This window comes from Demequina muriae (assembly GCF_030418295.1).
GTDB classification, from domain to species: domain Bacteria; phylum Actinomycetota; class Actinomycetes; order Actinomycetales; family Demequinaceae; genus Demequina; species Demequina muriae.
Window position 1 is genome coordinate 2,455,442 of the sequence record NZ_JAUHQA010000001.1, and the last position, 24,671, is coordinate 2,480,112.

At 69.3% G+C, this 24,671-nt stretch carries 21 protein-coding genes and 1 pseudogene; 15 read left to right on the plus strand and 7 right to left on the minus strand.

From position 1 onward, the window contains the following. Window positions 1-25: 25 nt before the first annotated feature. The gene (locus QQX02_RS11570) at window positions 26-1,717 is read right to left on the minus strand and encodes a DEDD exonuclease domain-containing protein (protein WP_301143242.1); all 1,692 of its coding nucleotides are present in this window, start codon (window positions 1,715-1,717) and stop codon (window positions 26-28) included. 87 nt (window positions 1,718-1,804) lie between these two features. Between QQX02_RS11570 and QQX02_RS11575 the strand changes: the two genes are divergently transcribed. Continuing rightward, the gene (locus QQX02_RS11575; protein WP_301143243.1) at window positions 1,805-1,999 is read left to right on the plus strand and encodes a hypothetical protein; all 195 of its coding nucleotides are present in this window, start codon (window positions 1,805-1,807) and stop codon (window positions 1,997-1,999) included. 84 nt (window positions 2,000-2,083) lie between these two features. On the opposite strand, the gene QQX02_RS11580 is transcribed toward QQX02_RS11575, so the two are convergent. After that, window positions 2,084-3,913 (minus strand): AMP-dependent synthetase/ligase, encoded by a 1,830-nt coding sequence (locus QQX02_RS11580; protein WP_301143244.1) that lies wholly within the window; start codon window positions 3,911-3,913, stop codon window positions 2,084-2,086. Window positions 3,914-3,959: 46 nt separating this feature from the next. Here QQX02_RS11580 and QQX02_RS11585 point away from each other — a divergent pair, with 46 nt between their 5' ends. The 4 genes from QQX02_RS11585 to QQX02_RS11600 are packed head-to-tail and all read left to right on the plus strand — an operon-like array spanning window position 3,960 to window position 8,289. Next, the gene (locus tag QQX02_RS11585; RefSeq protein WP_301143245.1) at window positions 3,960-4,925 is read left to right on the plus strand and encodes an ROK family glucokinase; all 966 of its coding nucleotides are present in this window, start codon (window positions 3,960-3,962) and stop codon (window positions 4,923-4,925) included. Window positions 4,926-4,978: 53 nt separating this feature from the next. Then, entirely contained in the window at window positions 4,979-5,701 is a 723-nt protein-coding gene (locus QQX02_RS11590; protein WP_301143246.1) for a lysophospholipid acyltransferase family protein, read from the plus strand. Window positions 5,702-5,738: 37 nt separating this feature from the next. After that, window positions 5,739-6,938, plus strand: coding sequence for a pyrophosphate--fructose-6-phosphate 1-phosphotransferase (locus tag QQX02_RS11595; protein ID WP_301143247.1), 1,200 nt, complete (start codon window positions 5,739-5,741; stop codon window positions 6,936-6,938). Between the two features lie 4 nt (window positions 6,939-6,942). After that, window positions 6,943-8,289, plus strand: a complete 1,347-nt coding sequence (locus QQX02_RS11600; RefSeq protein WP_301143248.1) for a class II 3-deoxy-7-phosphoheptulonate synthase — start codon at window positions 6,943-6,945, stop codon at window positions 8,287-8,289. Window positions 8,290-8,449: 160 nt separating this feature from the next. Here QQX02_RS11600 and pknB read toward each other — a convergent pair whose 3' ends face one another. Then, on the minus strand, window positions 8,450-10,414 hold the full coding sequence (gene pknB / locus QQX02_RS11605; protein ID WP_301143249.1) for a Stk1 family PASTA domain-containing Ser/Thr kinase: 1,965 nt from the start codon (window positions 10,412-10,414) through the stop codon (window positions 8,450-8,452). A 60-nt stretch (window positions 10,415-10,474) separates the two neighbouring features. Beyond that, a complete protein-coding gene (locus tag QQX02_RS11610; RefSeq protein ID WP_301143251.1) occupies window positions 10,475-11,818 on the minus strand; it encodes a LysM peptidoglycan-binding domain-containing protein in 1,344 nt (447 codons plus the stop codon). Between the two features lie 112 nt (window positions 11,819-11,930). On the opposite strand from QQX02_RS11610, the gene QQX02_RS11615 reads away from it, so the two are divergent. Then, window positions 11,931-12,284, plus strand: a complete 354-nt coding sequence (locus QQX02_RS11615) for an Rv2175c family DNA-binding protein (protein WP_301143253.1) — start codon at window positions 11,931-11,933, stop codon at window positions 12,282-12,284. Between the two features lie 3 nt (window positions 12,285-12,287). On the opposite strand, the gene QQX02_RS11620 is transcribed toward QQX02_RS11615, so the two are convergent. Beyond that, the gene (locus tag QQX02_RS11620; RefSeq protein WP_301143255.1) at window positions 12,288-13,364 is read right to left on the minus strand and encodes a polyprenyl synthetase family protein; all 1,077 of its coding nucleotides are present in this window, start codon (window positions 13,362-13,364) and stop codon (window positions 12,288-12,290) included. A gap of 108 nt (window positions 13,365-13,472) precedes the next feature. Between QQX02_RS11620 and QQX02_RS11625 the strand changes: the two genes are divergently transcribed. Together QQX02_RS11625 and QQX02_RS11630 are read left to right on the plus strand one after the other, a co-directional pair. Further along, window positions 13,473-14,528 (plus strand): DUF4192 family protein, encoded by a 1,056-nt coding sequence (locus QQX02_RS11625; RefSeq protein ID WP_301143257.1) that lies wholly within the window; start codon window positions 13,473-13,475, stop codon window positions 14,526-14,528. A 235-nt stretch (window positions 14,529-14,763) separates the two neighbouring features. Beyond that, window positions 14,764-16,068, plus strand: a pseudogene (locus QQX02_RS11630) (RNA polymerase sigma factor); the annotation flags it as partial. 63 nt (window positions 16,069-16,131) lie between these two features. Here the strand turns inward: QQX02_RS11630 and QQX02_RS11635 are convergent. Continuing rightward, window positions 16,132-17,121 carry a DMT family transporter gene (locus tag QQX02_RS11635; RefSeq protein ID WP_301143260.1) on the minus strand — a complete coding sequence of 330 codons (990 nt, stop codon included), beginning with the start codon at window positions 17,119-17,121 and terminating at the stop codon, window positions 16,132-16,134. A gap of 84 nt (window positions 17,122-17,205) precedes the next feature. Between QQX02_RS11635 and QQX02_RS11640 the strand changes: the two genes are divergently transcribed. Beyond that, window positions 17,206-17,550, plus strand: a complete 345-nt coding sequence (locus tag QQX02_RS11640; protein ID WP_301143263.1) for a hypothetical protein — start codon at window positions 17,206-17,208, stop codon at window positions 17,548-17,550. A gap of 1 nt (window position 17,551) precedes the next feature. Continuing rightward, window positions 17,552-18,022, plus strand: coding sequence for a GNAT family N-acetyltransferase (locus QQX02_RS11645; RefSeq protein ID WP_301143264.1), 471 nt, complete (start codon window positions 17,552-17,554; stop codon window positions 18,020-18,022). On the opposite strand, the gene QQX02_RS11650 is transcribed toward QQX02_RS11645, so the two are convergent. Next, window positions 18,019-18,867 carry a TspO-related membrane protein gene (locus QQX02_RS11650; RefSeq protein WP_301143265.1) on the minus strand — a complete coding sequence of 283 codons (849 nt, stop codon included), beginning with the start codon at window positions 18,865-18,867 and terminating at the stop codon, window positions 18,019-18,021. The genes QQX02_RS11645 and QQX02_RS11650 overlap by 4 nt on opposite strands. A gap of 145 nt (window positions 18,868-19,012) precedes the next feature. On the opposite strand from QQX02_RS11650, the gene QQX02_RS11655 reads away from it, so the two are divergent. The 5 genes from QQX02_RS11655 to QQX02_RS11675 all read left to right on the plus strand — a co-directional run bounded on the left by QQX02_RS11655 (window position 19,013) and on the right by QQX02_RS11675 (window position 24,659). Beyond that, window positions 19,013-21,112 (plus strand): DNA gyrase/topoisomerase IV subunit B, encoded by a 2,100-nt coding sequence (locus QQX02_RS11655; protein ID WP_301143267.1) that lies wholly within the window; start codon window positions 19,013-19,015, stop codon window positions 21,110-21,112. A 135-nt stretch (window positions 21,113-21,247) separates the two neighbouring features. Continuing rightward, on the plus strand, window positions 21,248-22,012 hold the full coding sequence (locus QQX02_RS11660) for a hypothetical protein (protein ID WP_301143269.1): 765 nt from the start codon (window positions 21,248-21,250) through the stop codon (window positions 22,010-22,012). A gap of 84 nt (window positions 22,013-22,096) precedes the next feature. Next, window positions 22,097-22,774 carry a class F sortase gene (locus QQX02_RS11665; RefSeq protein ID WP_301143271.1) on the plus strand — a complete coding sequence of 226 codons (678 nt, stop codon included), beginning with the start codon at window positions 22,097-22,099 and terminating at the stop codon, window positions 22,772-22,774. Between the two features lie 112 nt (window positions 22,775-22,886). Then, window positions 22,887-23,270 (plus strand): hypothetical protein, encoded by a 384-nt coding sequence (locus QQX02_RS11670; RefSeq protein ID WP_301143273.1) that lies wholly within the window; start codon window positions 22,887-22,889, stop codon window positions 23,268-23,270. A gap of 69 nt (window positions 23,271-23,339) precedes the next feature. Then, complete coding sequence (locus tag QQX02_RS11675) at window positions 23,340-24,659, plus strand: threonine/serine exporter family protein (protein ID WP_301143275.1); 1,320 nt, start codon at window positions 23,340-23,342, stop codon at window positions 24,657-24,659. Window positions 24,660-24,671: the final 12 nt, after the last annotated feature.

A 24,671-nucleotide genomic window follows, 5' to 3' on the forward strand; every position in this document is an offset into this window, starting at 1 on the left:
GGCGCCGCCGCAGGGGGTGTCGGCGTCAGCGCCGCTCCGACCCGACTCTCGAGTCGTGGTCGGAGCGGCGGGCGTCCACCCAGTGCCGGTGTCGTCCGGCCCCCGTGACGGGGGATGACCACTCGCCGTCGACGTACAGCAGCCGGGTTCCCGGTCGCTCGAGCCACCTCAGCGCGATCTCCTGCTCCTCGACGAGCGCGGCATCGATCTCGAGCGCATCCCAGCGGGTGCGAAGCTCATCCGCCGCGTCCCAGACGCCGCTCTCGACCCGGGTGGATCCCGCGAGCGCACCGTGGGAGAACGAGGCGAGCTCCCACGCCTCATCCACGCGACGCACCGCCACCAGTCGGCACGCGCGCAGAGCAGCGAGCCGGTCCCGCCTCATCGCGCCATCCACGAGTGCGCTGAGGGCATCCCGCAGTTCGCCCGCACGCTCGTACTCGAGCCGCTCGGCACGAGAGGCGACCTCGCGTCGCATCGCCTCCACGACGGGGGAGACGTCGCGGTCGAGCGCGTCACGTGCAGCGAGCAGGGTCACGTCGTAGCCGGACTCCTCTCCCCGTATGCACGGGGCGGTGCACGCACCGAGGTCCTTCAGGATGCACGCACGCGCGTCGGCGCGCGGCACGATCGTGAGTCGCGTCGTGCACGTGCGTATGCCGATCGCCTGCTCGAGCGCCGATGCGGCGAGGCGTGCGTCCGCCATCGAGCGCATCGGCCCCAGCCACGAGGGCTCGCCGTAGGCGGACTTCACCGCGGACAGGCGCGGGTAGCGCTCGTCAGTGAGACGCAGCCACGCGGTCCGCTCCGGGCGTGCCGACCTGCGGTTGTACCGAGGTCGCCACTGGTCGATCATGCGCACTTCGAGGATGGTGGCCTCGAGCTGCGTGGGGCACACCACGGTGTCGACGTCGACCGCGAGTGCGAGCATGTCGCGGATGCCACGGCGGCTCTCGCTGCTCGTGAAGTACGACTTGACGCGCGCGCGCAGGTTGCGGGACGTCCCCACGTAGAGGCGTTCGCCGAGTGGCCCGCAGAAGGTGTACACCCCCGGCTTCGCTGGCACGCGATCTGCCATGGTGGCCTTGCGTCGCAGCGCGCTGGGCATGGGGTTGCGCAGCGAGTCGAGATCCTCGCGGTGGGTGATGCCGAAGGCCGCGAGTCGCTCGAGCATTCCGTGCAGCACCTCGGAGGTGGCGCGTGCGTCCTCGAGAGCCCGGTGGTTGGGCGTGACCCGGGTGCCGAACACGCGCGCCAGCGTCACGAGCTTCTTGTTGGGCGCCTCCTCCTTGGTCGTGGCGCGGCGCGCGAGCAGCACCGTGTCGACGATCTCGGGGGCGGGCCAGGCGTAGCCGTGACGACGGCATGCCTCTTTCAGGAAGCCCACGTCGAAGCGGGCATTGTGGGCGACCAGCACGGCGTCGCCGAGGAACTCGAGGAAGCTGGGCAGCACCTGCGCGATGGGCGGGGCGGCCACGACCATGGCGTCGGTGATGCCCGTCAGCGCGACGATGTACGGAGGGATCGGCCCCCCGGGGTCGACGAGGGTCTGGAACTCACCGACCACCTCGCCGCCGCGTGTCTTGACGGCGCCGATCTCCGTGATCTCGCAGTCGCGTGGGGACCCTCCGGTGGTCTCGAGGTCGACGACCACGAAGGTGGTCGCCGACAACGGCTCGCCGATCTCTTCGAGGCTGCCCTGCACCGCCACTGTCATGATGCTGACGCTACGTGGTGCCTGTGACACCGCACGCCGACGCCCTCTCGCCCCGCGATGTCAGAGGTCGCTCCTAGCGTCGGAGTCATGATCATCGATTGCGATACATGCGAAGTCCGGGGCAAGGCCTGCGGCGACTGCGCGGTGTCGTTCCTCACGATCCCGGTGCGACAGCCGCAGCCGGTCGAGATGGACGACGACCAGGCGGCAGCGGTGGACGCGCTCGTCGAGGGAGGCCTCGTGCCTCCGTTGCGACTGGTGCGCTCCAGCGTCGCCAGCTGACGATCCGCGACGTCACGCCTGGGCACCCGCCATCGGGCAGCTCGCGCGGGGCGCGGGCTCACGGCACTCCCGGTGGCTGCGGTGTCAGTCGGCGCGCTTGGCGGCGTAGAGCTCTTCGATCACGTCGCCATAGGTGTCCAGCACGCGAGCGCGCTTGACCTTGAGCGATGGCGTCAGCATGCCGTTGTCGATCGTGAGGTCGCCGTCGAGCACGCGGAAGGCGCGGATCGACTCGGCCCGCGAGACCGCGGTGTTCGCCCGGTCGACGGCCTTCTGGATGCGTGCGAGCACCCTGTCGTCCTTCGCGGCCTCTGCGGGGGTCATGGGATCGATGCCCTTGCTCTGGAGCCACCCGGGCAGCGCGTCCGCGTCGATCGTGATGAGCGCCGCGATGAAGGGCCGCGCGTCGCCCACGACCACGCACTGACTGACGAGTGCATACGCACGGATCCGGTCCTCGAGCTCGGCGGGCGCGACGTTCTTGCCGCCGGCCGTCACGATCAGCTCCTTCTTGCGACCGGTGATGGTGAGGTAGCCGTCGTCGTCCTGGGCCCCGATGTCACCGGTGTGGAACCACCCGTCGACGACGACCTCGGCGGTGGCATCGGCGTTGTGGTGATAGCCCTCGAACAGCTGCTCGCCGCGCAGCAGGATCTCGCCGTCGTCCGCGATGCGCACCTCGATCCCCGGCAGCGGCGGGCCGACGGTGCCGATCTTCGCGAGCTCGGGCCGGTTGACGTGTGATGCCGCGTTGGTCTCGGTGAGGCCGTAACCCTCGAGCACGGTGAGACCGAGTCCTCGGTAGAAGTGGCCCAGCCGGTCGCCCAGCGGAGCCGACCCGGAGATGGCCCACCCCGCACGCCCGCCCAGGACGTCGCGAATCTTGCTCAGCACGAGCGCATCGGCCGCCTTGTGACGCATGCGCAGCCCGAACCCGGGGCCTTCCTCGGTGTCGAGAGCCTTGGAGTAGTCGATGGCCTGCTTCGCCGCCCACCGGAAGACGCGCACCTTGCCGCCGGCGGCGGCCTTCTGCTCTGCCGAGTTGTAGACCTTCTCGAAGACCCGCGGCACGGCCAGCACCAGCGAGGGGTGGAAGCTCTGCATCGCGGGCACGAGCTTGGACGGATCGGAGCAGTAGCCGATGCACATTCCCGACGCGACCAAGGCGATCTGCACCAGGCGGGCCAAGGAGTGTGCGAGCGTGAGGAACAGCACGGTAGAGGCGCCTTCGCCGAACAGCACCGGCCGCATCTCGTCGTGGATGCCCGCAATGTGGCGGACGTAGGAGAAGTGGGTGAGCCGCACCCCCTTGGGCCGACCCGTGGTGCCTGACGTGTACATGATGGTCGCGAGCGAGTCGTGGCCCACGGTCGCGATGCGGGCCGCCAGCTCGTCGTCGGTGACGGATGCCCCCGCGAGAGCGAGGTCGTCGAGCGCGCCGTCGTCGATGACGAGCACGCGCGTGATCGGGCTCTCGGCGTCGGCCGCGACGGACGCCGCACGAGCGGCGTGCTCCTGAGTCTCGGCGATCACCACGCTGACCTCGGCGTCCGAGGTGATCCAATCGACCTGGGGCGTCGACGACGTGTCGTAGATCGGCACGGGGATCGCTCCCGCGGACATGATGGCGAAGTCGAGGACCGTCCACTCATATCGAGTGCGAGAGTAGATGGCGACGCGATCACCGGCCGAGACACCTGTGGCGATGAGCCCCTTGGCGACGGCATTGACGTGCGCCTGCGCCTGGGCGCCGGTGACATCGATCCACTCGTCATCGGCGTCGGGGTACCGCAGCACGACCTTGTTCGCGTGCGTGGTCCAGGCTGCGCTCACGAGCGCGATGATGCTGGGTGGGTAGTCGATCGCCGGGCTTCCCATGGTGTCTCCATTGGCATTCGGGATGGTGGCGCTCACGATACCCTCTTCCCAGAGTCAACCGAGCATCCAGGGAGCACCGTTCATGCACGCGATCGGCGTAGACATCGGCGGCACGAAGATCGCCGTCGGCGTGGTCGACGACGAAGGTCGAATCGTTGAGAAGACCCGCCGCGCGACACAGCCGGAAGACGCCGCCAGCATCGATGCGGCGATCGCCGATGCGGTCGCGGAGCTGGCAGAGCGCCACGAGTTCCATCACGTGGGACTCGCCGCCGCCGGGTTCGTCTCCTCCGACCGCCGCCGCGTGCTGTTCGCCCCCAACATCGCGTGGCGCGAGTACCCGTTGGCCGAACGCGTCGAGGCACTCATCGGCCGCGAGGATCTCCACGTCGTGGTCGAGAACGACGCGAATGCCGCGGGCTGGGGCGAGTACCGCTACGGCGCCGGACGCGAGGTGCGTGACATGGTCATGCTCACCATCGGCACCGGCCTCGGCGCTGCGATCATCTCCGAGGGCCAACTGGTGCGCGGTGCGTACGGCTTCGCGGCGGAGCTCGGGCACGTGCGCGTGCAGCCCGGCGGTCACCCCTGCGGCTGCGGCCACCGCGGCTGCTGGGAGCAGTACGCGTCAGGGTCGGCACTGGTGCGCGAAGCGCGCCGGGCGGCGCGGGAGCGCCCCGTCCGTGCTGCCGGTCTGCTGGCGCTTGCCGGCGGTGACCCGGCCTCCATCACCGGTCCCGACGTCACCCGCGCCGCCGCCGACGGCGACGAGCTGGGCATCGAGCTGCTCGCCGAGCTGGGGGAGTGGATCGGCGCGGGCTGCGCCTCGCTCGCCGCAGTGCTCGACCCGGAGTCATTCGTGGTGGGCGGCGGGGTGATCGCCGCCGGCGACCTCATGCTCGCTCCCGCCCGCACGTCCTATTCGGAGAACCTCCCCGCGCTGGGGCATCGGCCCGTTGCGCCCATCGTGGCGGCGGCGATGGGCAACGACGCCGGTATTGTGGGCGCCGCTGCGCTCGCGCGAGAGGCGCCGCACACGCAGGATTGACGTCAGGGACCATCCACGACCGACCAGGAACAGGAAGTCGAGACCGTCTGCCGATGAGCGCTTACTACACGCTGTTCAAGCATGTGCTGATCGGCCCACCCCTGAAGGGCTACTACCGCCCATGGGTCGAAGGCGTCGAACACGTTCCTGAGGCCGGCGGCGCGATCCTCGCGTCGAACCACCTCGCGGTCTCGGACTCGTTCTTCCTCCCGCTGGTGATCTCGCGCAAGGTCGTGTTCCTGGGCAAGCAGGAGTACTTCACCGGCAAGGGATTCAAGGGCTACGCCACTCGCGCCTTCATGGAGGGCGTGGGAACGATTCCCGTGCACCGAGGCGGCGGACGGGCCTCAGAGGCGGCGCTGCGCACCGGACTGCAGGTATTGCAGTCGGGCCAGCTTCTCGGCATCTACCCCGAGGGCACGCGCAGTCCGGACGGCCGTCTCTACCGGGGAAAGACCGGAATCGCACGGATGGCGATCGAGGCGGGCGTGCCGATCATCCCGCTCGCGATGATCGGCACCGACGTCGCCCAGCCCATCGGCCAGAAGGTGCCCAGCCGCACCGACATCGGCGTGCGATTCGGGCCACCGCTGCGCCTCGACGCCTACGCGGGCCGTCAGGAGGACCGCGAGGCCCTGCGCGAGGTGACCGACGGCGTCATGAAGGCGATCCAGGAGCTGTCGGGCCAGGAGTACGTGGACCGCGATGCGGCACGGTACAAGCTTGAACTCGAGCGCGGGCAGACCCCGCCCATCGACCCGAACGAGTCCCCCTAGAATGAGCGGGACGCCAACCCACCACGAAAGGTTCACCATGTCGGTCCGTCGTGTCGCTCTGCTTACTGCAGGCGGTTTCGCCCCGTGTCTGTCCTCCGCCGTCGGCGGCCTCATCGGCCGCTACACGGAGATCGCACCCGAGGTCGAGATCATCGCGTACGAGCACGGCTACTGGGGACTGCTGCAGGGCAAGTACACCACCGTCACGGACGTGGTGCGGGAGAAGGCGGGCATCCTTCACGACTTCGGCGGTTCGCCGATCGGCAACTCGCGCGTCAAGCTCACCAATGCCGAGGACTGCGTCAAGCGCGGTCTGGTGCAGGAGGGCCAGAACCCGCTCGAGGTCGCCGCGGAGCAGCTCAAGACCGATGGGGTCGACGTGCTCCACACCATCGGCGGCGACGACACCAACACCACGGCGGCGGATCTCGCCGCGTACCTGCACGACAACGGCTACGAGCTCACCGTCGTGGGCCTTCCCAAGACCATTGACAACGACGTGGTGCCGATCCGCCAGTCGCTGGGCGCGTGGAGCGCCGCGGAGCAGGCGAGCGTCTTCGCACAGAACGTCATCGGCGAGCACCGCTCGGGGCCTCGCATGCTGATCGTGCACGAGGTCATGGGCCGCGCGTGTGGATGGCTCACTGCCGCATCGGCCCTCAAGTACCGCGAGTGGCTCGACGGCCTCGAGTTCGTGCCCGAGATCGGCCTGTCACGTGAGCGGTGGGAGATTCACGGTCTGTACCTGCCTGAGCAGTCGATCGACCTCGATGCTGAGGCCGAGCGTCTCAAGACGGTCATGGACGAGGTCGGCAACGTCAACATCTTCCTGTCGGAGGGCGCAGGCGTGCCCGAGATCATCAAGCAGATCGAGGCGGCGGGCGGCGAGGTCGCTCGTGACCCGTTCGGCCACGTGCGCTTGGACGAGATCAACCCGGGTCAGTGGTTCGCGAAGCAGTTCGCCGAGCGCATCGGCGCCGAAAAGGTCATGGTGCAGAAGTCCGGGTACTTCTCGCGCTCCGCGAAGGCCAACGCCCAGGACCTGCGCCTCATCAAGTCCATGACCGACTACGGGGTCGAGTGCGCGCTGCGCGGCGAGTCCGGCGTAATTGGTCACGACGAGGAGGACGGCGGCCGCCTCAAGGCGATCGCATTCCCGCGCATCGCGGGGCACAAGGCCTTCGACGTCACGACGCCCTGGTACACCCGCACCCTGAGCGAGATCGGCCAGGCCTGAGACGATGACTGAGGCAGCCCTCGCGGCCGCCGGCGCTGATTCCTACCTCCAGTTCGAGGCGAAGCAGCAGCCGGCATGGCCTGATCAGGATGCGCTCGCGCGCACCACGGAACGCCTGAGGCAGGTGCCCCCGCTGGTGTTCGCCGGCGAGGCCGATGTGCTGCGCGACCACCTCGCGGCCGCAGGCCGGGGCGAAGCGTTCGTGCTGCAGGGAGGCGACTGCGCAGAGATCTTCGCCGAGGCGACCGCGGACCGCATCCGCAACAAGATCAAGACGATCCTCCAGATGGCGGTGATCCTGACCTACGGCGCCTCCACGCCTGTCATCAAGATCGGACGCATGGCCGGCCAGTACGCCAAGCCTCGATCGGCCGACACGGAGACCCGTGACGGCGTCACGCTGCCGACGTACCGTGGCGACATCGTCAACTCCTCGGCATTCACCGAAGAGGCCCGGATCCCCAATCCCGAGCGCCTCATGGACGCCTACCACGTGTCCGCGTCGACCTTGAATCTCATCAGGGCGTTCACTCACGGTGGCTTCGCGGATCTGCGCCGCGTTCATGCGTGGAACAAGGGCTTCGCCGCCAACCCCGCGTACGCGAGATACGAGAAGGTGGCCGCGCAGATCGACCGCGCGGTGCGCTTCATGGGCGCCGCAGGCGGCGACTTCGATGCGCTCAAGACCGTGGACCTGTTCGCGAGCCACGAGGCGCTGCTGCTCGACTATGAGCGCGCGCTCACGCGCATCGATTCGCGCACCGGTCTGCCGTACGACTGCTCGGGCCACTTCCTGTGGATCGGCGAGAGGACGCGTGAGCTGGACGGCGCGCACGTCGAGTTCATGTCGAAAATCGCCAACCCCATCGGCGTCAAGCTGGGCCCGACGGCCACAGGCGCCGACGCCGTGGCGCTCGCCGAGCGTCTGAACCCAGACAACGTCCCCGGCAGGCTCACGTTCGTCGCGCGCATGGGCGCCGACAAGGTGCGTGACGCACTGCCCCCGCTGGTGGAGGCGGTGCGTGACGCTGGCCTCGCGGTGACGTGGCTCACGGACCCGATGCACGGCAACACCTTCACGTCGGAGTCGGGATACAAGACCCGCCGCTTCGACACGATCCTGGACGAGGTCACCGGCTTCTTCGAGGTGCACCGCGCCGCGGGGACCATTCCCGGTGGCATGCACGTCGAGCTGACCGGAGACGACGTCACCGAGGTGATGGGCGGCACCGAGGACATCGACGACGAGGGCCTGGCGCGTCGCTATGAGACCAAGGTCGACCCGCGACTGAATCACCAGCAGTCACTGGAGCTCGCGTTCCAGGTCTCTGAGCTTCTCAGCGCGCGGTAGCCGGGCGCCCCAGACGGGCGTCGCGGGGCGCATCAAGGCCTCGCGGCAGCCCGGCGCGCTGTGGCGCGTTGCGAAGTGGCGCTGTGGCGCTGTGGCGCTGCGAGGTGGCACGGCGAGGCCAGAAGCGGCGCGGGGGAGTGGCTCGCGCTCAGGCTTCGTGTCAGCTGTCGTAGACGAGCGTGACGGTCGAGCCCACTTCGAGCTGGGTTCCGGCCGCAGGCCGCTGGCCCACGACGAACTCCGGGGTGGTCCACGGCCACGGGTTGTCGGCTTCGAGGTTGACGTTCAGGCCGAGACCCTCGAGTTCGTCGCGAGCACGTTCGACGGTGTTGAACGTGTAGTCGGACAGCTCGACCAATGGGGGGCCGTCCGAGACCCAGATGGTGACCTCCTGGGTGCGGATTCCGTCCGCTCCGGCCTCCGGGTTCTGGCGGAACACCTCACCCTTGGGAGCGTCCGGCGTGCGCTCACGTTCCACCGTCACCACCAGGGCGTCCTCCTCGAGGGCGTCGATGGCTGCGGACTCGGTGGACCCGACGACATCGGGAATGGTGATCGGCGCGGGACCGTCGGAGAGCTCGAGCGAGACCTCCTTGTCGTGGCGCACCGTCTCGCCCTGCGCAGGCGTGGACGCCATCACTTCGCCCTCGGGGATCGTGTCCGAATACTCGAATGTGGGGTCGCCCACAGGGAAGCCCGCGTCTCCCAGCGCCGCAAGGGCCTCGCTCTCCTGCAGCCCCACGACCTCGGGGATGGTCTCCTGCCGAGCGCCCTGGGACACGATCAGGGTGATGTCTGACCCGTTGAGCAGGCGTGCCTGCTCCTGCGGATCGGTGCCGATCGCGATGCCCTCGGCGATCACGTCGTCAAACTCTTCGTCGGTGGTCACCACGAATCCGAGCGCCTCGAGTGACGCGGTCGCGTCCGCCTCTGTCTGGCTCTGGACCGACGGGACCGTGGTGTAGGCGCCGGGCCCGATGGACGTGTACCACCACAGCCCGAGTCCGCCGAGCACGACGAGGGTCGCGAGGACGGCGCCGATCCACCAGCCCGTGCGGCGATTCGGCCGCTCAGGCTCGATCGCGTCGGGGTCGTCGTCCAGGATCTCGGCGTCCCCACCAGCGACAAGCGCCGCTGCGCCCCCCAAGCCGATGGGGAGGGCGATGGTCGAGCCGGACGGCGCGTCGGACAGCACGGTAGTGGCGCCGTCGTCGTGGACGATGGGGACGGCGCCAGACGGCGGCTCCGCGCGGCGATCCAGGGTGGGGTCGTCGATGAGCGAGCGAGCGTGGCGCACCAGGACCAGGGCCGCGGCGGCATCGGCCGGGCGGCCCTGAGGGTCGCGAGCGGTCATGACGGCGACGAGTTCGTCGAACTCCACTGGAAGCCATGGCACGGTGGCGGACGGGGCCGGCATGTCCTCGTGGACGTGGCGAGACGCCACGCCGAGCGCAGTCTCCGCCGTGAAGGGCTGACGCCCCGTGACCATCTCGTAGAGAAGGATCCCGCACGAGTACACGTCCGCGCGCGCATCGGCGTCGCCGTCCGCGACGAGCTCAGGAGCGAGGTACGCGACGGTGCCGAGCAGCATGCCGGTCGACGTGCTGGTGACCTCGGTGACAGCGCGCGCGAGGCCGAAGTCGGCGAGCTTGGGCCGACCGGACTCATCCAGCAGCACATTCTCAGGCTTGACGTCCCGGTGCACGAGTCCTTGACGATGCGCGGCGGCAAGGGCGTCGAGGACGGCATCGGTGATCGCGAGCGCCTCGCCGACCGCCAGCGTGCCCTCCTGGGTGACGCGTTCACGCAGGTTCTCGCCGTCGACGTACTCCATGGTGAGGTACGAGAGGTCGCCGTCGACGCCCTGGTCGTACACGCGCACCATGCCAGGGTGGGTGAGACGTGCCGCGGACTTGGCCTCGCGCCGGAACCGCGAGACGAAGTCGGCCTCGCTGGCATCGGCGGCGAGGTGCTGATGCATGATCTTGAGCGCGACGTCGCGCTCCAGTCGCTTGTCGAAGGCGACGTAGACCGTGGCCATGCCGCCCGCGGCCACCCTTTCGCGCACCTCGTACCGGCCGTCGATCAGACGGCCGAGCAGCGGGTCGATCAGGGTCTCGGACACGGGTTCATTGTATGCGGGTCGAGCGGCGCTGACGGTGGTGCGTCGACGGTGCGCCGCGGGTCAGGAGAAGCGGCCCATCAGCGCGAGCACGCTGGCCACATAGCGCTTGGTGTCGGCGTACATCCCGTACTTCCGCACACCGGTCTCGCCTTGGTAGTACCCGGCGATGGCGGTCTCGAGGGCGCGCCCGTCGCGCTGCAGGTGCCGCAGCACGGCGACGCCTGCGGTGACGTTGTCCTGAGGGTCGAGCAGGTTGAGGTCGCGGCCCACCAGGTCCGACGCCCATTCGCCCGTCGACGGGATCACCTGCATGGCGCCCACGGCGTTGGCGGGGGAGACCGCTCGCATGTTGAAGCCCGACTCCTGGTAGGCGACGGCCTGCGCCAGCGCGGGGTCGACACCCATCTGCTTCGCGGTCGCGATGATCATCTGCTGCATCTGAGCGCGTGACGGGACGTCCATGGCATTGAGCGTCGCCTTGTTCTGATTGGCGGCGCCGACGACCCCCGCGGAGTAGGTCCGACCGAGGAAGGTGTCGCCCACGAGTCCCGTCGGGGCGCCGCCGGGCACCGTGAGGCGCTGACCGACACGAATCACCGAGGGGTTCTTGATGGCGTTGGCTGACACGATCGAGCTCACGGACACGCCGAATCGACTCGCGATGCGCGCCAGGGTGTCGCCAGAGGCGACCGTGTACTGCTGCGTGGTGCCGCCGAACTCGGAGAGATTCTTGTCCGTCGCCACGCTCGCAGAGGCGGCCGATGCGGGGGCGTCGCCGACAGCGGTGGCGCCGGGGATCGTGAGCTTCTGCCCGGCGCGAATGATCGCGCGCGAGTCGAGATTGTTGGCGCGCACGATCGACGACACGGACGTGCCATAGCGCCGGGCGAGGTCCCAGACCGTGTCGCCTCCCTTGACGGTGTGGCGCAGAGCGCCTGCCGTCGACGCCTTCGTCGTGGTCGACGAGACGGGAGTCGCGGCTCCGCCACCGGGAATCGTGAGTCGCTGTCCGTCGCGGATGATGGCGCGGGAGTCCAGGCCGTTCGCGGCGATGATCGCAGAGACCGTGGTGCCGTACCGCCGTGCCAGGTCCCAGACGGTGTCGCCGGCGGCCACTGTGTGGCTTCCTGCAGCCTTGGTCGCCTTCGTGGCGGAGTCCGTGGGGATCGTGAGCGTCTGGCCCACGATGATCACGGCGCGGGAGTTCAGGCCGTTCGCATCGATGATCGACCGCACGCTGGAGTCATAACGCACGGCGAGCGCGCTGACGGTCTCGCCGTCCGACACGCGGTGGCGTTCGTCGGCGGCGGCAGGCATGGCCGCGAATGCCGTGGCGGCGAGGGCGGTCGCGGCTGCGAGCGCTGCGGTCCGTGCGGCACGGACAGAGGGGGACGTCGAGGCCACGGTGTTCTCCTATATGATGCGCATGAGGCTGATGTGACAGATGTGACTCCTGTGACTGTAACCCCGACGTCCGTGGATTCGCAAGGGTTCCGAATCTTTGTAGCCTGGGGTCGTGACTGACACTGATCGCTGGCTTCCCGTGCCCGACTTCGCCGACAGGCTCGGCATCACTGCCGCTCGCGTGCGTGAACTGCTGCGCGAGCGCGCCCTCGTGGCTGAGAGGCGAGGCGAGTCGCAGGCGTGGCAGCTGCCGGAGGGGTTCATCGACGAGTCCGCGGACGAGGGCCCGCGGGTCCTGCCGACGCTGAGGGGCACCATCACGGTCCTCGCCGACGGAGGCTTCTCCGACGAAGAGATCCTTCGCTGGCTGCTGGAGCCATCAGAGGAGCTGGGGACGACGCCTCTCGCAGCGATGCGCGAAGGCCGTCGTGCTCCTGTCCGCAGAGCGGCTCAGGCGCAGCTCTAGCGCTCAGGCGGTGCGGTCGACCGCCATGGTGATGAGCGACTCCAAAGCCGCGCCGCCCCGGGACGTGGGGCGCTGAGCGACGATCGTCGCTCGTGCATGGGCCGCCGCCGCAGCGATCTCCGCCTCCGACCAGCGCACCGCGTCGGTGCGGCTGACGACGTCGAGGACGCGTGCCACGTCATGATCGGAGGCGGCACGGTCGCCCAGCGTCGCGGCAATCACCGCGCGTCCCTCGTCGTCGGTGCCGCCCCATGCCCGCCACATCACGAGCGTGCGCTTGCCTTCTCTCACGTCGTCCCCTGCGGGCTTGCCCGTCTGTGCGGGGGAGCCGGTGAGTCCGAGCAGGTCGTCCCTGAGCTGGAAGGCGTGGCCCAGCGACAGGCCAGCCTCGCGCATGGCCGCGATGGTCCCCGAGTCGGCGCCTGCAAGAGCGGCCCCGAGCGCGAGGGGGAACTCCGCCGTGTAGGAGGCGGTCTTGGCTCGCATCACGTCCCGAATCTCTGTCTCCTGGTCGCCGAGCGCCGCGAGCGGAGCCGCCGCCGCGCGCATATCGGCGTACTGGCCGAGCGTCACGATGTCCGCCATGTCGGAGAAGAGTCCGGATACGGTGTGCGCGGTTGCGGCCGGGAGGGTGGTGAGCGCTTCACGCAGCGCACGCTGGCAGCACATGAGCGCGAGGTCCCCCGCGAGCACGGCTCCCGCCTCGCCGAAGGCGGCCGCGTCGCCGTGCCAGCCCCGCTCCTGGTGGAGGGCCTGCACCCGTCGGTGCGTCGCTGGCCTGCCGCGCCTCGTATCCGAACCGTCCAGCACGTCGTCGTGGACGAGCGCGGCGGTCTGGAAGAGCTCCAGCGCCGCGGCGACACCCGTGGCCGCTGGCGCGTGAGCGCCGCCGAAGGACGCGTGGGCGGCCAGCAGCAGGAGGGCTCGGACACGCTTGCCGCCTGTCGACACGTCACGCAGGGGGGACAGCAGCTCGTCGGCAAGCGGGCCGAGCACCGCGCCTGCGCTGCCCTGCTCGTCGAGAGCGGCGGAGATGGCGTGGTCGGTCTCCGACTTCCAGCGGGCGATCTCGTCATTCACCCGTTCAGCCTAGGCGCTCGCGTCCCCATCGCCGCGCGTGCAATCGGCCTCCACAGTTCGACACCCCTGGTGGTGCGAGGCGCCGTGCATCGCCTCCACGATGCACGCATGCAGACACGACACCTGACAGGACCGGGCGAGCTGATCGCCGCCATCCCCACCCTCGTGGGCTTCACACCGCGCGAGTCGGTCGTGGCCGTGGGACTGGACGGCGCCGGCGAGGTGGTCGCCGCGTTGCGGGTCGACCGCAACGATGCCCGCGTGGCGGAGATGGCGGCCTCGCTGGGGCGGGCCATCGCCGCCCGTCTGCGCGCCGCATCGGCCCGGCGAGCGTTCTTGGTGACGTTCACCACCGACGACGTGTCGCTCGCGTGTCCCGCTGTGGACGCGTTGCGCCCCGCGGTCGAGGCGGCGGTCGAGCGAGTCGATGTCTGGGCCTGCGACGGCGACCGGTACCTCAGCCCCGGATGCGCGGACCCGGTGTGCTGCCCGGTCGGAGGCCGCCCCGTTCCGTGGCGCACGCGCGGCGCTGTCGCCCCGGTGTCCGCGAGTGCTCTCGCGCATTCCTTGACGGAGGATGAGGACGATCGTGCGACGTCGTCACGTCGACGCAGCGCGGCGCGAGCCGCTGACCGCTGGTGGGGCAGGAGGGCGGACGGGCTGGACGTGTGGCGCTGCGACTCCTGGCAGCGGTGCGCTGAGTCGTTTCCACTGAACGCGACAGCGCCGGAGATCGGCCGCGCCATCGCGGGGCTGCAGGACGTCCGCGTGCGGGATGCGCTCATCGTGCAGTGGCTTGGCGGCTCTGATGATGCGATCGCGGACACTTTGTTCGGGCGCGAGTCTCCCGCTGTCGCCGGCGTGCTGGATGGGGCGATGCGCGATCCGGGCCGGGAACCACCCGACCCCGCGGCAGTGACGGCATCCGTCCGGTGGTGTCGGCGTCTGCTGGCTCATGCGCGGCGCCGCGAGCATGCCCCAGTGCTCGCGCTCGTGGCGGTGGTGCTGTGGTGGTCAGGGGACATGGCCGGCGCTCAGCACTCGGCTCTGGCGGCCCTGCGACGCGATCCGGACTACTCGCTCGCTCGGCTCGTGCATGATGTGACCGATGCGAGAGTCGCCCCCGCGTGGACCCATGCCCCCGGTCCGGGGTCGCGCGCGTGAGTGCGAGCGGCGGGAACGGATGCCTTGACATCGACGTTATACTTTAATGGATTTGCGCGAGGCGGAAGGAGCCTCCTAGCTCCCGATTCCCATCTGAGAGGTTTGCAGTGCCCACCACCTCAGCCGAACGCTTCGGCGGCTCGGTGACGACCGCGCAGAACCCACGACGTACGGCTGGCGCATCGCGCGTCCGCACCCGACAGGGCAGCACCACCTCGCCCGCGTCCGCCTCACGGCGGCCGATATGAAGGAGAAGGCCACGACTACCGCAGCCGCTTCCAGCGCCCGTAAGACCCCCGCAGTGAAGAAGGCGTCGTCCTCGACGGCAGCCGAGTCCGCACCCGAGGCGGACGAGACCACCGATAGCGCGGGCACGTCCGCAGCCAAGAAGGCGCCCGCGAAGGCCGCCACGACGAAGGCTCGCGCGACCAAGGCGGCCCCCGCGCGCTCCCGCCGCGCCTCGGCCGCGGCGAAGGACGAGGCCGCCAAGGACGCTGATCCCGACGAGGCCACGGAGAAGGACGCCAAGGGCGCGGACGCAGACGAGGCCGACGAGGACGACGAGAAGGCCGGTTTCGTGCTCGGCCACGCCGAGGACGACGCCCCCGTGCAGCAGGTGATGACCGCCGGAGCCACGGCGGACCCCGTGAAGGACTACCTGAAGCAGATCGGCAAGGTCGCGCTGCTGAACGCTGAGCAGGAGGTGGACCTCGCCAAGCGCATCGAGGCCGGACTGTTCGCCGAGGAGAAGCTCGCCGCCGGCGAGAAGATCTCGGCCGCGATGCGCCGTGAGCTCCAGTGGATCTCGAACGACGGGCGCCACGCCAAGAACCACCTGCTCGAGGCGAACCTGCGTCTGGTCGTGTCGCTTGCGAAGCGCTACACCGGGCGCGGCATGCTGTTCCTCGACCTCATCCAGGAGGGCAACCTCGGCCTGATTCGTGCCGTCGAGAAGTTCGACTACACCAAGGGCTACAAGTTCTCGACCTACGCCACCTGGTGGATTCGTCAGGCGATCACCCGTGCCATGGCGGACCAGGCGCGCACCATCCGCATCCCGGTGCACATGGTCGAGGTCATCAACAAGCTGGCGCGAGTGCAGCGCCAGATGCTCCAGGACCTGGGCCGCGAGCCCACCCCCGAGGAGCTCGCCCGCGAGCTCGACATGACGCCCGAGAAGGTCGTCGAGGTGCAGAAGTACGGGCGCGAGCCGATCTCGCTGCACACCCCGCTCGGCGAGGACGGCGACAGCGAGTTCGGCGACCTGATCGAGGACTCCGAGGCCGTCGTGCCCGCCGACGCAGTGGGCTTCACCCTGCTGCAGGAGGAGCTCACCAAGGTCATGGACACGCTCAGCGAGCGTGAGGCCGGAGTCGTGGGCATGCGGTTCGGGCTCACGGACGGCCAGCCGAAGACTCTCGACGAGATCGGGCGCGTGTTCGGCGTCACGCGTGAGCGCATCCGGCAGATCGAATCGAAGACGATGTCGAAGCTGCGTCACCCGTCGCGCTCGCAGGTGCTGCGGGACTACCTCGACTGAACCTGACGTCGCGTACGACGGGCGCCGACCTCTTCCGAGGGCGGCGCCCGTCGTCGTCTCCGGCTAGGGCGCCTCGGGCGGGACGCCGGCACCGAACGCTTCTGGTACCGGCTCGTCCTGCTTGCGTTGGCGAGCCGTCTGCGCCACGACGATTCCCACGAGCACGATGGCTGCGCCGATGAGCTGACCCGGACTGAGCGACTCGCCCAGCCACGCCCATGCGACCGCGAAGGCGAACAGCACCTCGGACGAGGCGAGGATCCCTGATGCGGTGGCGCTGATGTGCCGCAACGAGATGAAGATGAGCGTGAAGGGCGCGAACCCGCCCAGGACCACGATGAGCAGCAATGGCACCCACATCGGTGCCGCGATGTGGTCGAGGCTGCCGCCGAACGACACCGGATCACCGAGAGATCCGGCAGGGATGGCCCACCAGCGCGACAGCAGCAGCCAGAACGCTGTGGCGAAGGTGCCCGCCCAGAACGCGACCGCCATCGCGGGCCGGCCAGCGACAGAGCGTTCTCCGGCAAGGAAGTAGAAGGCATACGCGACGGCTGCGCCGAGCGCGGCCACCACACCCAGTCCAGACAGCGGCGAGTTCCAGACCTGCGCCACGATCGCGAGGCCGACGAGCACAGCGACGATCGCGCCCCACAGGCGTGGATGGACGCGTTCCTTGAAGACGGCCCATGCGAACAGAGCGATCAGCACCACCGCCGTGTACTCGAAGAGCAGCGCGACGCCGACGGGCAGAAGCGAGATCGCGACGGAGTACAGCCATTGCACGATCGCGAGGCCGCCGATCCCCAGCGCGGCGAACCAGGCGATGTCGCGGCGGGGGAGCCGGAACTGGGAACGGTCGGTGGCGAGAAGCACACCGGCCGCGATGACAGCCGTCCCGAGCACCCGGAAGAAGGTGAGCTGCTCGGGAGTGATGCCCGCCTGCATGACGACTTTCGCCATCGACCCGTTGAATCCGAACAGGAAGGCGCCTGTGAGCACGGCGCCGGCGCCGATCGCGGGGGAGCGGCGGTGTGCCAGGGGTGAAGTCACGCGCTCATGCTACGTGGGCGTTTCTGACCACCGGCTCGAGGCGGCGCGATAGCATCGGGGCGTCATCACGAGAGATTGGAAACCATGAACGCGCTGCGTTACGCCCTGTTGATCCTGCACTTCATCGGATTGGCGGCGATCCTGGGCCCGTTCCTGGAGCAGTGGCGTCACCAGGCCAAGCGCGTCACCACCGTGATGCTGTGGGGAGCGCGCGCACAGATCGTGACGGGTCTCGCGCTCGCGGCCGTCGCGTTCGCCGGAGACAACGAGCCCGATCATGTGAAGCTCGCCTTCAAGCTGGTGGTCGCACTGGCCGTCGCAGGCATCGCAGAGGTCGGTGCTAAGCGCGGCGATCGCGCAGGCTGGGCATGGCAGGCCGTGGGAGTCCTCACGCTCGTGAACCTCGTCATCGCAGTCGTCTGGCGCTGACGTGAGCGCCGTCAGGCTCGCGACATCGGCCGATGCGGCCGAGATCGTGCATCTCGGCGCGCTCATGTATAAGGCGGTGGGCGCCAAGCCGACCCCGATGTGGGCCGTCGACGCGACCCGCGTCGTCCGCGACCGGCTGGGCCGCGACCTCATCGGCATGGTGATCGATGCGCCAGAAGGCGGTCTCGCCTGCTGCGGTCTCGTCAACATTGCGCCCCGCCTGCCGAGGCCAGGCGCGCTCGCCCATCACATGGGATACGTCCAGTGGGTCTCGACGGCGCCTCAGCACCAGCGCAAGGGCTACGCGCGGCTGGTCATGGAGGCGCTGCTTCATGAGACGGACAAGAGGGGCATCGAGGTGGTCGAGCTCCACGCCAGCCCCATGGGTCGCGGGATCTACGACGACCTGGGATTCTTCGTCAAGGATGACAACATCGCCATGACGACGGTGCGCAACCGTCCCACGGACTAGCGCGTCGGCCGCCCTGGTGCGGGTGGTCGGGGTGCACGGTCCCGGGCGAAGTCGAACACGGCGAAGGGCGCGCAGAATGCCGCGACCGCGGCGAGGCCGGCGGCCCACATGACGATCAGGCTCTGAGGGTCTCCCTCTCCACGTGCGGCAGCGATCCACGCCAGTCCCCAGGCCATCGCAATGCCCGTGGCGACGACGAGTGCGGGCCTGCGACGCATTCTCACCGCGAACGCCACCGCGATCACTGCGACGGCGACCAGCACGAGAACGGCGAACACCGCGCCATCGGCAGGAGCCGCCCCCAGCGAGTCCCGCCCGGCGGCCGCGATGTTCGCGGCGGTGGCCACCGAGACCCAACCGAGGTAGAGACCCACCGGTACATCGGTGGTGATGCGGTCCTTCCACGAGGATGGGGCGATCCGCACCAGGATCACTGCCACGCGGGCAAGGACCGCGACGAGCACGGCGATGACGCCGACTGAGGCCCAGAGCCACCCGGCCTGGACAGCCCCGATCCACGCGGCGTTGAGCACCATGGACAGCAGGACCGGCCACGCGACGGCACGCAGGCGCGGGTCCGCGGCGCGGCCGGGCAGCACCTGATAGACGGCGAATACTGCGAGTCCGGCATAGATCACGCTCCAGATGCCGAAGGCAGACGATGCGGGGGCGAGCAGGGTCGCGTCCGCAGCGACAGCGCCTCCCGACGCCTCGGCGATCGGCGTGCCTCCGAAGGCGCCCGCGCCCCAGGCGGCGCCGGCGATCGCAAGCGCGGCACCGAGCAGGACCGTGACTTGGCGCACACGGTCGGAACGCGCGGCATGGCCGTGATGCACAGTCGTCATGGAGACCTCCTTCGCCGAGGACAACGGGGCGTGGGGGCGGTGGATTCCGCGACGGACTGTCGTGGGCGACACCCGCCGCCGGCCGCGCTCGGCCGTGCGGCGCGCCCGCATCGGCTGGTCGTCGGGTCCGCCTATCCTTGGGTCCGTGGCTGCATCAGACTACTCCGCACGACACCTGTCCGTCCTCGAGGGCCTTGAGGCGGTGCGCAAGCGCCCGGGAATGTACATCGGCACGACCGACTCCCGTGGGCTCATGCACTGCCTGTGGGAGGTGATCGACAACTCTGTCGACGAGGCTCTCGGCGGGCACGGCGACTCGATCGAGATCATCCTGCACCCTGACAACTCGGTGGAGGTCCGCGACTTCGGTCGCGGCATCCCGATCGACATCGAGCCGAAGACGGGACTGACCGGCGTCGAGGTCGTCATGACCAAGCTCCACGCGGGCGGCAAGTTCGGCGGCGGCTCCTACGCCGCCTCCGGTGGCCTCCACGGCGTCGGCGCGTCCGTGGTGAACGCGCTCAGCGAGCGCCTCGACGTGTGGGTCGACCGGGGTGGCGCCACGCACCACATGGCGTTCAGGCGCGGGGAGCCGGGGCAGTGGAACGATCCGGCCGCAGGTCCCAGTCCGGACTCCGACTTCGCGCCGTTCGTCACTGGTTCGAAGCTCGACACCATCGGCAAGGTCCCCAAGGGACGCACCGGCACGCGCATCCGCTACTGGGCGGATCGCCAGATCTTCAACAAGAGCGCGCAGTTCACGTTCGAGGACCTCATCGACCGCGCGCGTCAGACCGCCTTCCTCGTGCCGGGCCTCACGCTCACGGTGCGGGACGAGCGCAACCCGCTCGAGCCCACCGAGGAGAGCTTCAAGTTCGACGGCGGGCCCAAGGACTTCGTGGACTTCATCGGGCACGATGTCGCGGTCACCGACACGTGGGAGCTCAAGGGCTCCGGAACGTTCCGCGAGACCGTGCCCGTGCTCAAGAACGACGGCACCCTGGTGTCGGAGGACATCGAGCGTGACTGCCTCGTCGATGTCGCGCTGAGGTGGGGCAACGGTTACGAGACCGAGGTGCGATCCTTCGTCAACATCATCGCCACACCCAAGGGCGGCACGCACCACGCGGGGTTCGAGGCCGGGCTCACGAAGGTGATGCGCAAGGTCATCGAGACCAACGCACGGCGCCTCAAGCTCACGGGCAAGGACGGCGCCGAGCGGGTGGAGAAGGACGACATCATGGCGGGACTGACCGCCATCGTCACCGTGCGGATCCCCGAGCCGCAGTTCGAAGGGCAGACCAAGGAGGTCCTGGGTACGGGGCCCGTGCGTGGCATCGTCTCCAAGGTCGTGGAGCAGGAGCTGATGGCCATCCTGTCCTCGCCCAAGCGGGACACGAAGGCGCAGGCGAACACCGTGCTCGAGAAGATCGTGGCCGAGATGCGCGCACGCATCGCCGCACGCAAGCAGAAGGAGATCTCCCGGCGCAAGAATGCGCTCGAGACCTCGTCCCTGCCCGCGAAGCTGGCAGACTGCCGGTCCAACGACATCGAGCAGTCGGAACTGTTCATCGTCGAGGGAGACTCGGCGCTCGGCACCGCGAAGCTCGCACGACAGTCCGACTTCCAGGCACTGCTGCCGATCCGAGGGAAGATCCTCAACGTGCAGAAGGCGTCCGTGACGGACATGCTCCACAATGCCGAGTGCGCGTCGATCATCCAGGTTTTGGGCGCGGGCTCGGGACGCAGCTTCGACCTCGAGCAGGCGCGGTACGGCAAGATCATCCTGATGACGGACGCCGATGTCGACGGCGCTCACATCCGAACCCTGCTGCTCACGCTGTTCTTCCGCTACATGCGCCCCCTCGTCGACGCCGGACGCGTCTACGCGGCCGTCCCGCCGTTGCACCGCGTCGAAGTGATGGGGTCGCCCAGGCGGGAGAAGGAGTACATCTACACGTACTCCGAGAAGGAACTCAACGAGACCCTGCGCGACCTCAAGCGCTCCGGCCGTCGCTACAAGGACGAGATCCAGCGCTACAAGGGCCTGGGCGAGATGGACGCCGATCAGCTCGCGGAGACCACCATGGATCCCGAGCACCGGATGCTCCGCCGCATCACCGCAGAACATGCGGAGAGCGCCGAGCGCGTCTTCGAACTGCTCATGGGCAACGAAGTGGCACCCCGTCGCGACTTCATCGTCGCGGGCGCCGAGTCCCTCGACGCCGCACGCATCGACATGTAGCCATCCGACCAATCCGTCTCTCCACCCCAGGCGAACCCCGGGTGGAGAGTCCTTGCAGCCGCGTCAATGGGGGCGCGGCAGCGGGCTTTCCGGGAAGGTCCGGCAGATTGCCGGTCCTCGACGGAAGGAAGCAACATGAGGATTCTGCGATCCACTCTCGTAGCGGCGGGAACGGCCGCGTTCATTGCGGCAGGTGCCTCGGGCGCCGTCGCTGCTGAGGGATACAACGCGACGCTGGACGAGCTCAACGGCTCGGGCGCCGAGTCGACCGCGATGGTCACCGTCGACGGCACCACGGTCCGCGTCGACATCGAAGGCACGGGCTTCACGCCCAACGCCCCGCACGCCCAGCACCTGCACGGTGCGACGGACGGCACGGAGTTCATGTGCCCCACGCCTGACGATGTCGACGAGCTCGACGAGGACGGCGATGGACTCCTGAGCACCGTCGAGGCCGCCTCGCTCTACGGTGGCGTGATGGTCTCGCTGACGACCGAGGGCGACACCTCCGGCGACTCCGCACTCGCGGTGGACCGCTTCCCGGTCGCGGATGCCGACGGCAACCTCGACTACAGCCGCACCTTCGAGGTGTCCGAGGACATCGCCGGCTCGCTGACGAACATGCACCTCGTCCAGCACGGCTTCGACATCGACGGCTCAGGTGAGTACGACGGCGAGGCACGTTCCTCGCTCGATGACTCCCTCCCGCTCGAGGCCACCATCCCCGCCGCCTGCGGCGAGTTCGGCGACGCACAGTCGGCGGCTCCCATCGGTGGCGTCGACACGGGTGACGCGGCTGCGGACACCTCGACCGCCGTCGTGTTCGGCTCGGCCGCTGCCGCCACCGCTGTCGCGGGGCTTGGCTTCGCCGCGTACAGCCGACGTCGCGTGCAGCAGTAGCAGCACGCCCCCACGGACCGCTGGCCCGGGCTCGCCGCATGGCGGGTTCGGGCCGGCTATCGGGCATTCAGGAGGGACCAGACCATGACACGACGCACCGCGCTCAGCCTCGCGGCGGCATGTGGGCTGCTGACCATCGGAGCCGCAGCCGTCGCCGTGGATGCGCTTCAGGTCGACGCGCCCCCACCGCTCGCCGCGTCACCCGCCGAGCCGACCGCCAGCGCTCCATCGCCAGCACCGACGACGGTGACGGCGCCTGCAGTGCCCGCGCCCGCATCGGCCGCACCGGAGGTCGAGGTCGCGGAGCGACCGGCGCAGGCGCTTCCTGTCGCGCTGTCGATCCCGCAGATCGATGTCGAGACGTCACTCGAGCAGCTGGGGACCCTCGACGACGGCAGCCTCGCGACGCCCGTCGACACTGACCTCGCCGGATGGTTCGAAGGAGGTCCGCGACCCGGCGCCGTCGGCCCCGCCGTGATCGCGGGTCACGTCAGCTGGAACGGCGATCCTTCGGTGTTCTTCCGCCTCACCGAGCTCGAGGCGGGCGACGTCTTCACCGTGCACCAGGAGGACGGGGACGAGGTGGAGTTCGAAGTCACCAGGCTCGAGCAGCACCCCAAGAACGAGTTCCCCACCGTGGCGGTGTACGCGAACACTGACGCCCCGGAGCTTCGCCTCATCACGTGCGGCGGCGAGTTCGACTCCAGCACTGGCCATTTCGACGACAACGTGGTGGTCTTCGCGGAGCTCATCGAGGACTGAGTCACGGTGCGTGCCGGCATCGGGGGAAGAAGCCCCGGCCCTCGCGTGTTTGCCCAGACGCGCGCACCGATGCGACGCCACCGAATCTCGCCACGACGCAAGGAGACGACAGATGGGCCACCTCGATGCGGCAGCAGTGTGGGGCGTGCCGATGTACCTCGAACGCGACGCGTCCCTTCCCGACATGGGCCGCTCGCCTCTGGGACCCGTCCCGTTGACTCGGCGCTACACCGACGCCATCCTCGCGTGCGACGATGTCGCCGCCGTCGCGGAGCTCAAGGCCTATGCGCGTTCCTACGTGGGAGTCGCGGGCATGGCACTCGTCAGCTCGGTCGCCACGATCGCCTTCGGACTGGCGGGCAGGCGCGGAGCGACCGCCGGCGCGGCGGTGACGGCGATCATGAGCGGCAGCGTCGTCCTCGAGGCGCGCAGGCGCGCGCGGCAGTGGGAGGCTATCGCCGACGCGCGGTTGGCGGCGGGGCCGATCAGCCGCTGACGGCGGGGGCTCCCCGACACGGACTCTTGGTCCTGGCCCTTGTCGGAGCAGGTGCGACACAATGACGTCGTGACAGACTCCGCGGACACGCCCGAGCACGAGATCGACGACACCCAGGTGCGGGCGGCCGTCGACCCCGAGGAGTCCCTCGAGCCCGTCTCGCTCATCGAGCAGTCGGGCGCGATCATCCGCACTGGTCGGATGATGCTGGCGGCGGGGACCGCGAGCTACCGCGTCAAGCAGGCGATGCGGGCCGTCGCCGCGTCGCTCGGCGTCGACACCCATGTGAACCAGGTCGCGCTGACCGACATTGCGGCGACCTCGCACCGCGGACGCATCTTCCGGACCGAGGTCGCCGAGAACCGCTCGTTCGCCGTCAACAGCGACCGTCTTGCGCACCTCGACCGATTGCGACGGACCCTTCCGGAGCGGACGACGGCGACCGAGATCCACCGCGCGCTCGACGAGATCGAGGAGCGGGGGAGTCTCTACCCGGACGTGGCGAACGCCTCCTTCGCGGGAGTGGCATGCGCCGCCTTCGCGGTGCTGAACCACGCGATGCCGTGGGAGGTCGCCGCAGTGTTCATCGCCGCCGCGCTCGGCCAGCTCACGCGCCGTGCCCTTCACCACCGTGGATTCAACCCGTTCGGTACCACGCTGGCGGCCGCCGCGGTCGCGGCCCTCGTCTACGTGGCGGGCATCGCGATCCTGAACTCGACGGGCGCCGCGCTCGACACCCATGCCGCCGGCTACATCTCGTCAGTGCTGTTCCTGCTCCCCGGATTCGCCCTCATTACCGGGGCGCTCGACATGGCGAAGATGGACCTTCAGTCAGGCATCCAGCGCATCGCCTTCGGCACCATGATCACGATGGCCGCCGGCGTGAGCGTGTGGGCGGTATCGCTGCTGTCGAGCCTGTCGACCGGTCCGCGCGTCGACGCCGAGATCGCGCTCGGGTGGCAGCTGGTGATCTGGGCCGGCGCCTCCGCCGTCGGCGTGGCCGGCTTCGCGTTCATGTTCAACAGCCCTTGGCGCATCGGCGTGACCGCGGCCGCCATCGGCATGGTGGCGAACACGATCCGCATGGCGGCCATCGACGCCGACGTGCCCGTCCAGGCCGCGACGGCGATGGCGTGCCTGCTGGTGGGCGTGCTCGCAGCCGCCGCGTCGTGGCGCGGCCGGTTCCCGGTGATCACGCTGTCGGTTCCTGCAGTGCTGGTGATGATCCCCGGCGTCTCCGCGCACCAGGCGCTCGTCGCGCTGAACGGCGGCGACTTCGCGGCCGCGACGGCAGGCATCCTCCAGGTCATCCTGGTGGTGCTGTCCATCATGGTGGGCCTGGTGGGCGCCAAGCTCGTCACCGACCGCGAGTGGGCCTTCGACCACTGACGCGTGCCCGCA

What these genes read in the sequence shown, in the direction of transcription:
- QQX02_RS11660 (WP_301143269.1), top strand. Translation starts at nt 21,248, where the DNA reads ATGAGGATTCTGCGATCCACTCTCGTAGCGGCGGGAACGGCCGCGTTC.
- QQX02_RS11575 (WP_301143243.1), top strand. Translation starts at nt 1,805, where the DNA reads ATGATCATCGATTGCGATACATGCGAAGTCCGGGGCAAGGCCTGCGGC.
- QQX02_RS11595 (WP_301143247.1), top strand. Translation starts at nt 5,739, where the DNA reads ATGTCGGTCCGTCGTGTCGCTCTGCTTACTGCAGGCGGTTTCGCCCCG.
- QQX02_RS11600 (WP_301143248.1), top strand. Translation starts at nt 6,943, where the DNA reads ATGACTGAGGCAGCCCTCGCGGCCGCCGGCGCTGATTCCTACCTCCAG.
- QQX02_RS11640 (WP_301143263.1), top strand. Translation starts at nt 17,206, where the DNA reads ATGAACGCGCTGCGTTACGCCCTGTTGATCCTGCACTTCATCGGATTG.
- QQX02_RS11650 (WP_301143265.1), bottom strand. Translation starts at nt 18,867, where the DNA reads ATGACGACTGTGCATCACGGCCATGCCGCGCGTTCCGACCGTGTGCGC.
- QQX02_RS11665 (WP_301143271.1), top strand. Translation starts at nt 22,097, where the DNA reads ATGACACGACGCACCGCGCTCAGCCTCGCGGCGGCATGTGGGCTGCTG.
- QQX02_RS11585 (WP_301143245.1), top strand. Translation starts at nt 3,960, where the DNA reads ATGCACGCGATCGGCGTAGACATCGGCGGCACGAAGATCGCCGTCGGC.
- QQX02_RS11625 (WP_301143257.1), top strand. Translation starts at nt 13,473, where the DNA reads ATGCAGACACGACACCTGACAGGACCGGGCGAGCTGATCGCCGCCATC.
- QQX02_RS11590 (WP_301143246.1), top strand. Translation starts at nt 4,979, where the DNA reads ATGAGCGCTTACTACACGCTGTTCAAGCATGTGCTGATCGGCCCACCC.
- QQX02_RS11670 (WP_301143273.1), top strand. Translation starts at nt 22,887, where the DNA reads ATGGGCCACCTCGATGCGGCAGCAGTGTGGGGCGTGCCGATGTACCTC.
- QQX02_RS11570 (WP_301143242.1), bottom strand. Translation starts at nt 1,717, where the DNA reads ATGACAGTGGCGGTGCAGGGCAGCCTCGAAGAGATCGGCGAGCCGTTG.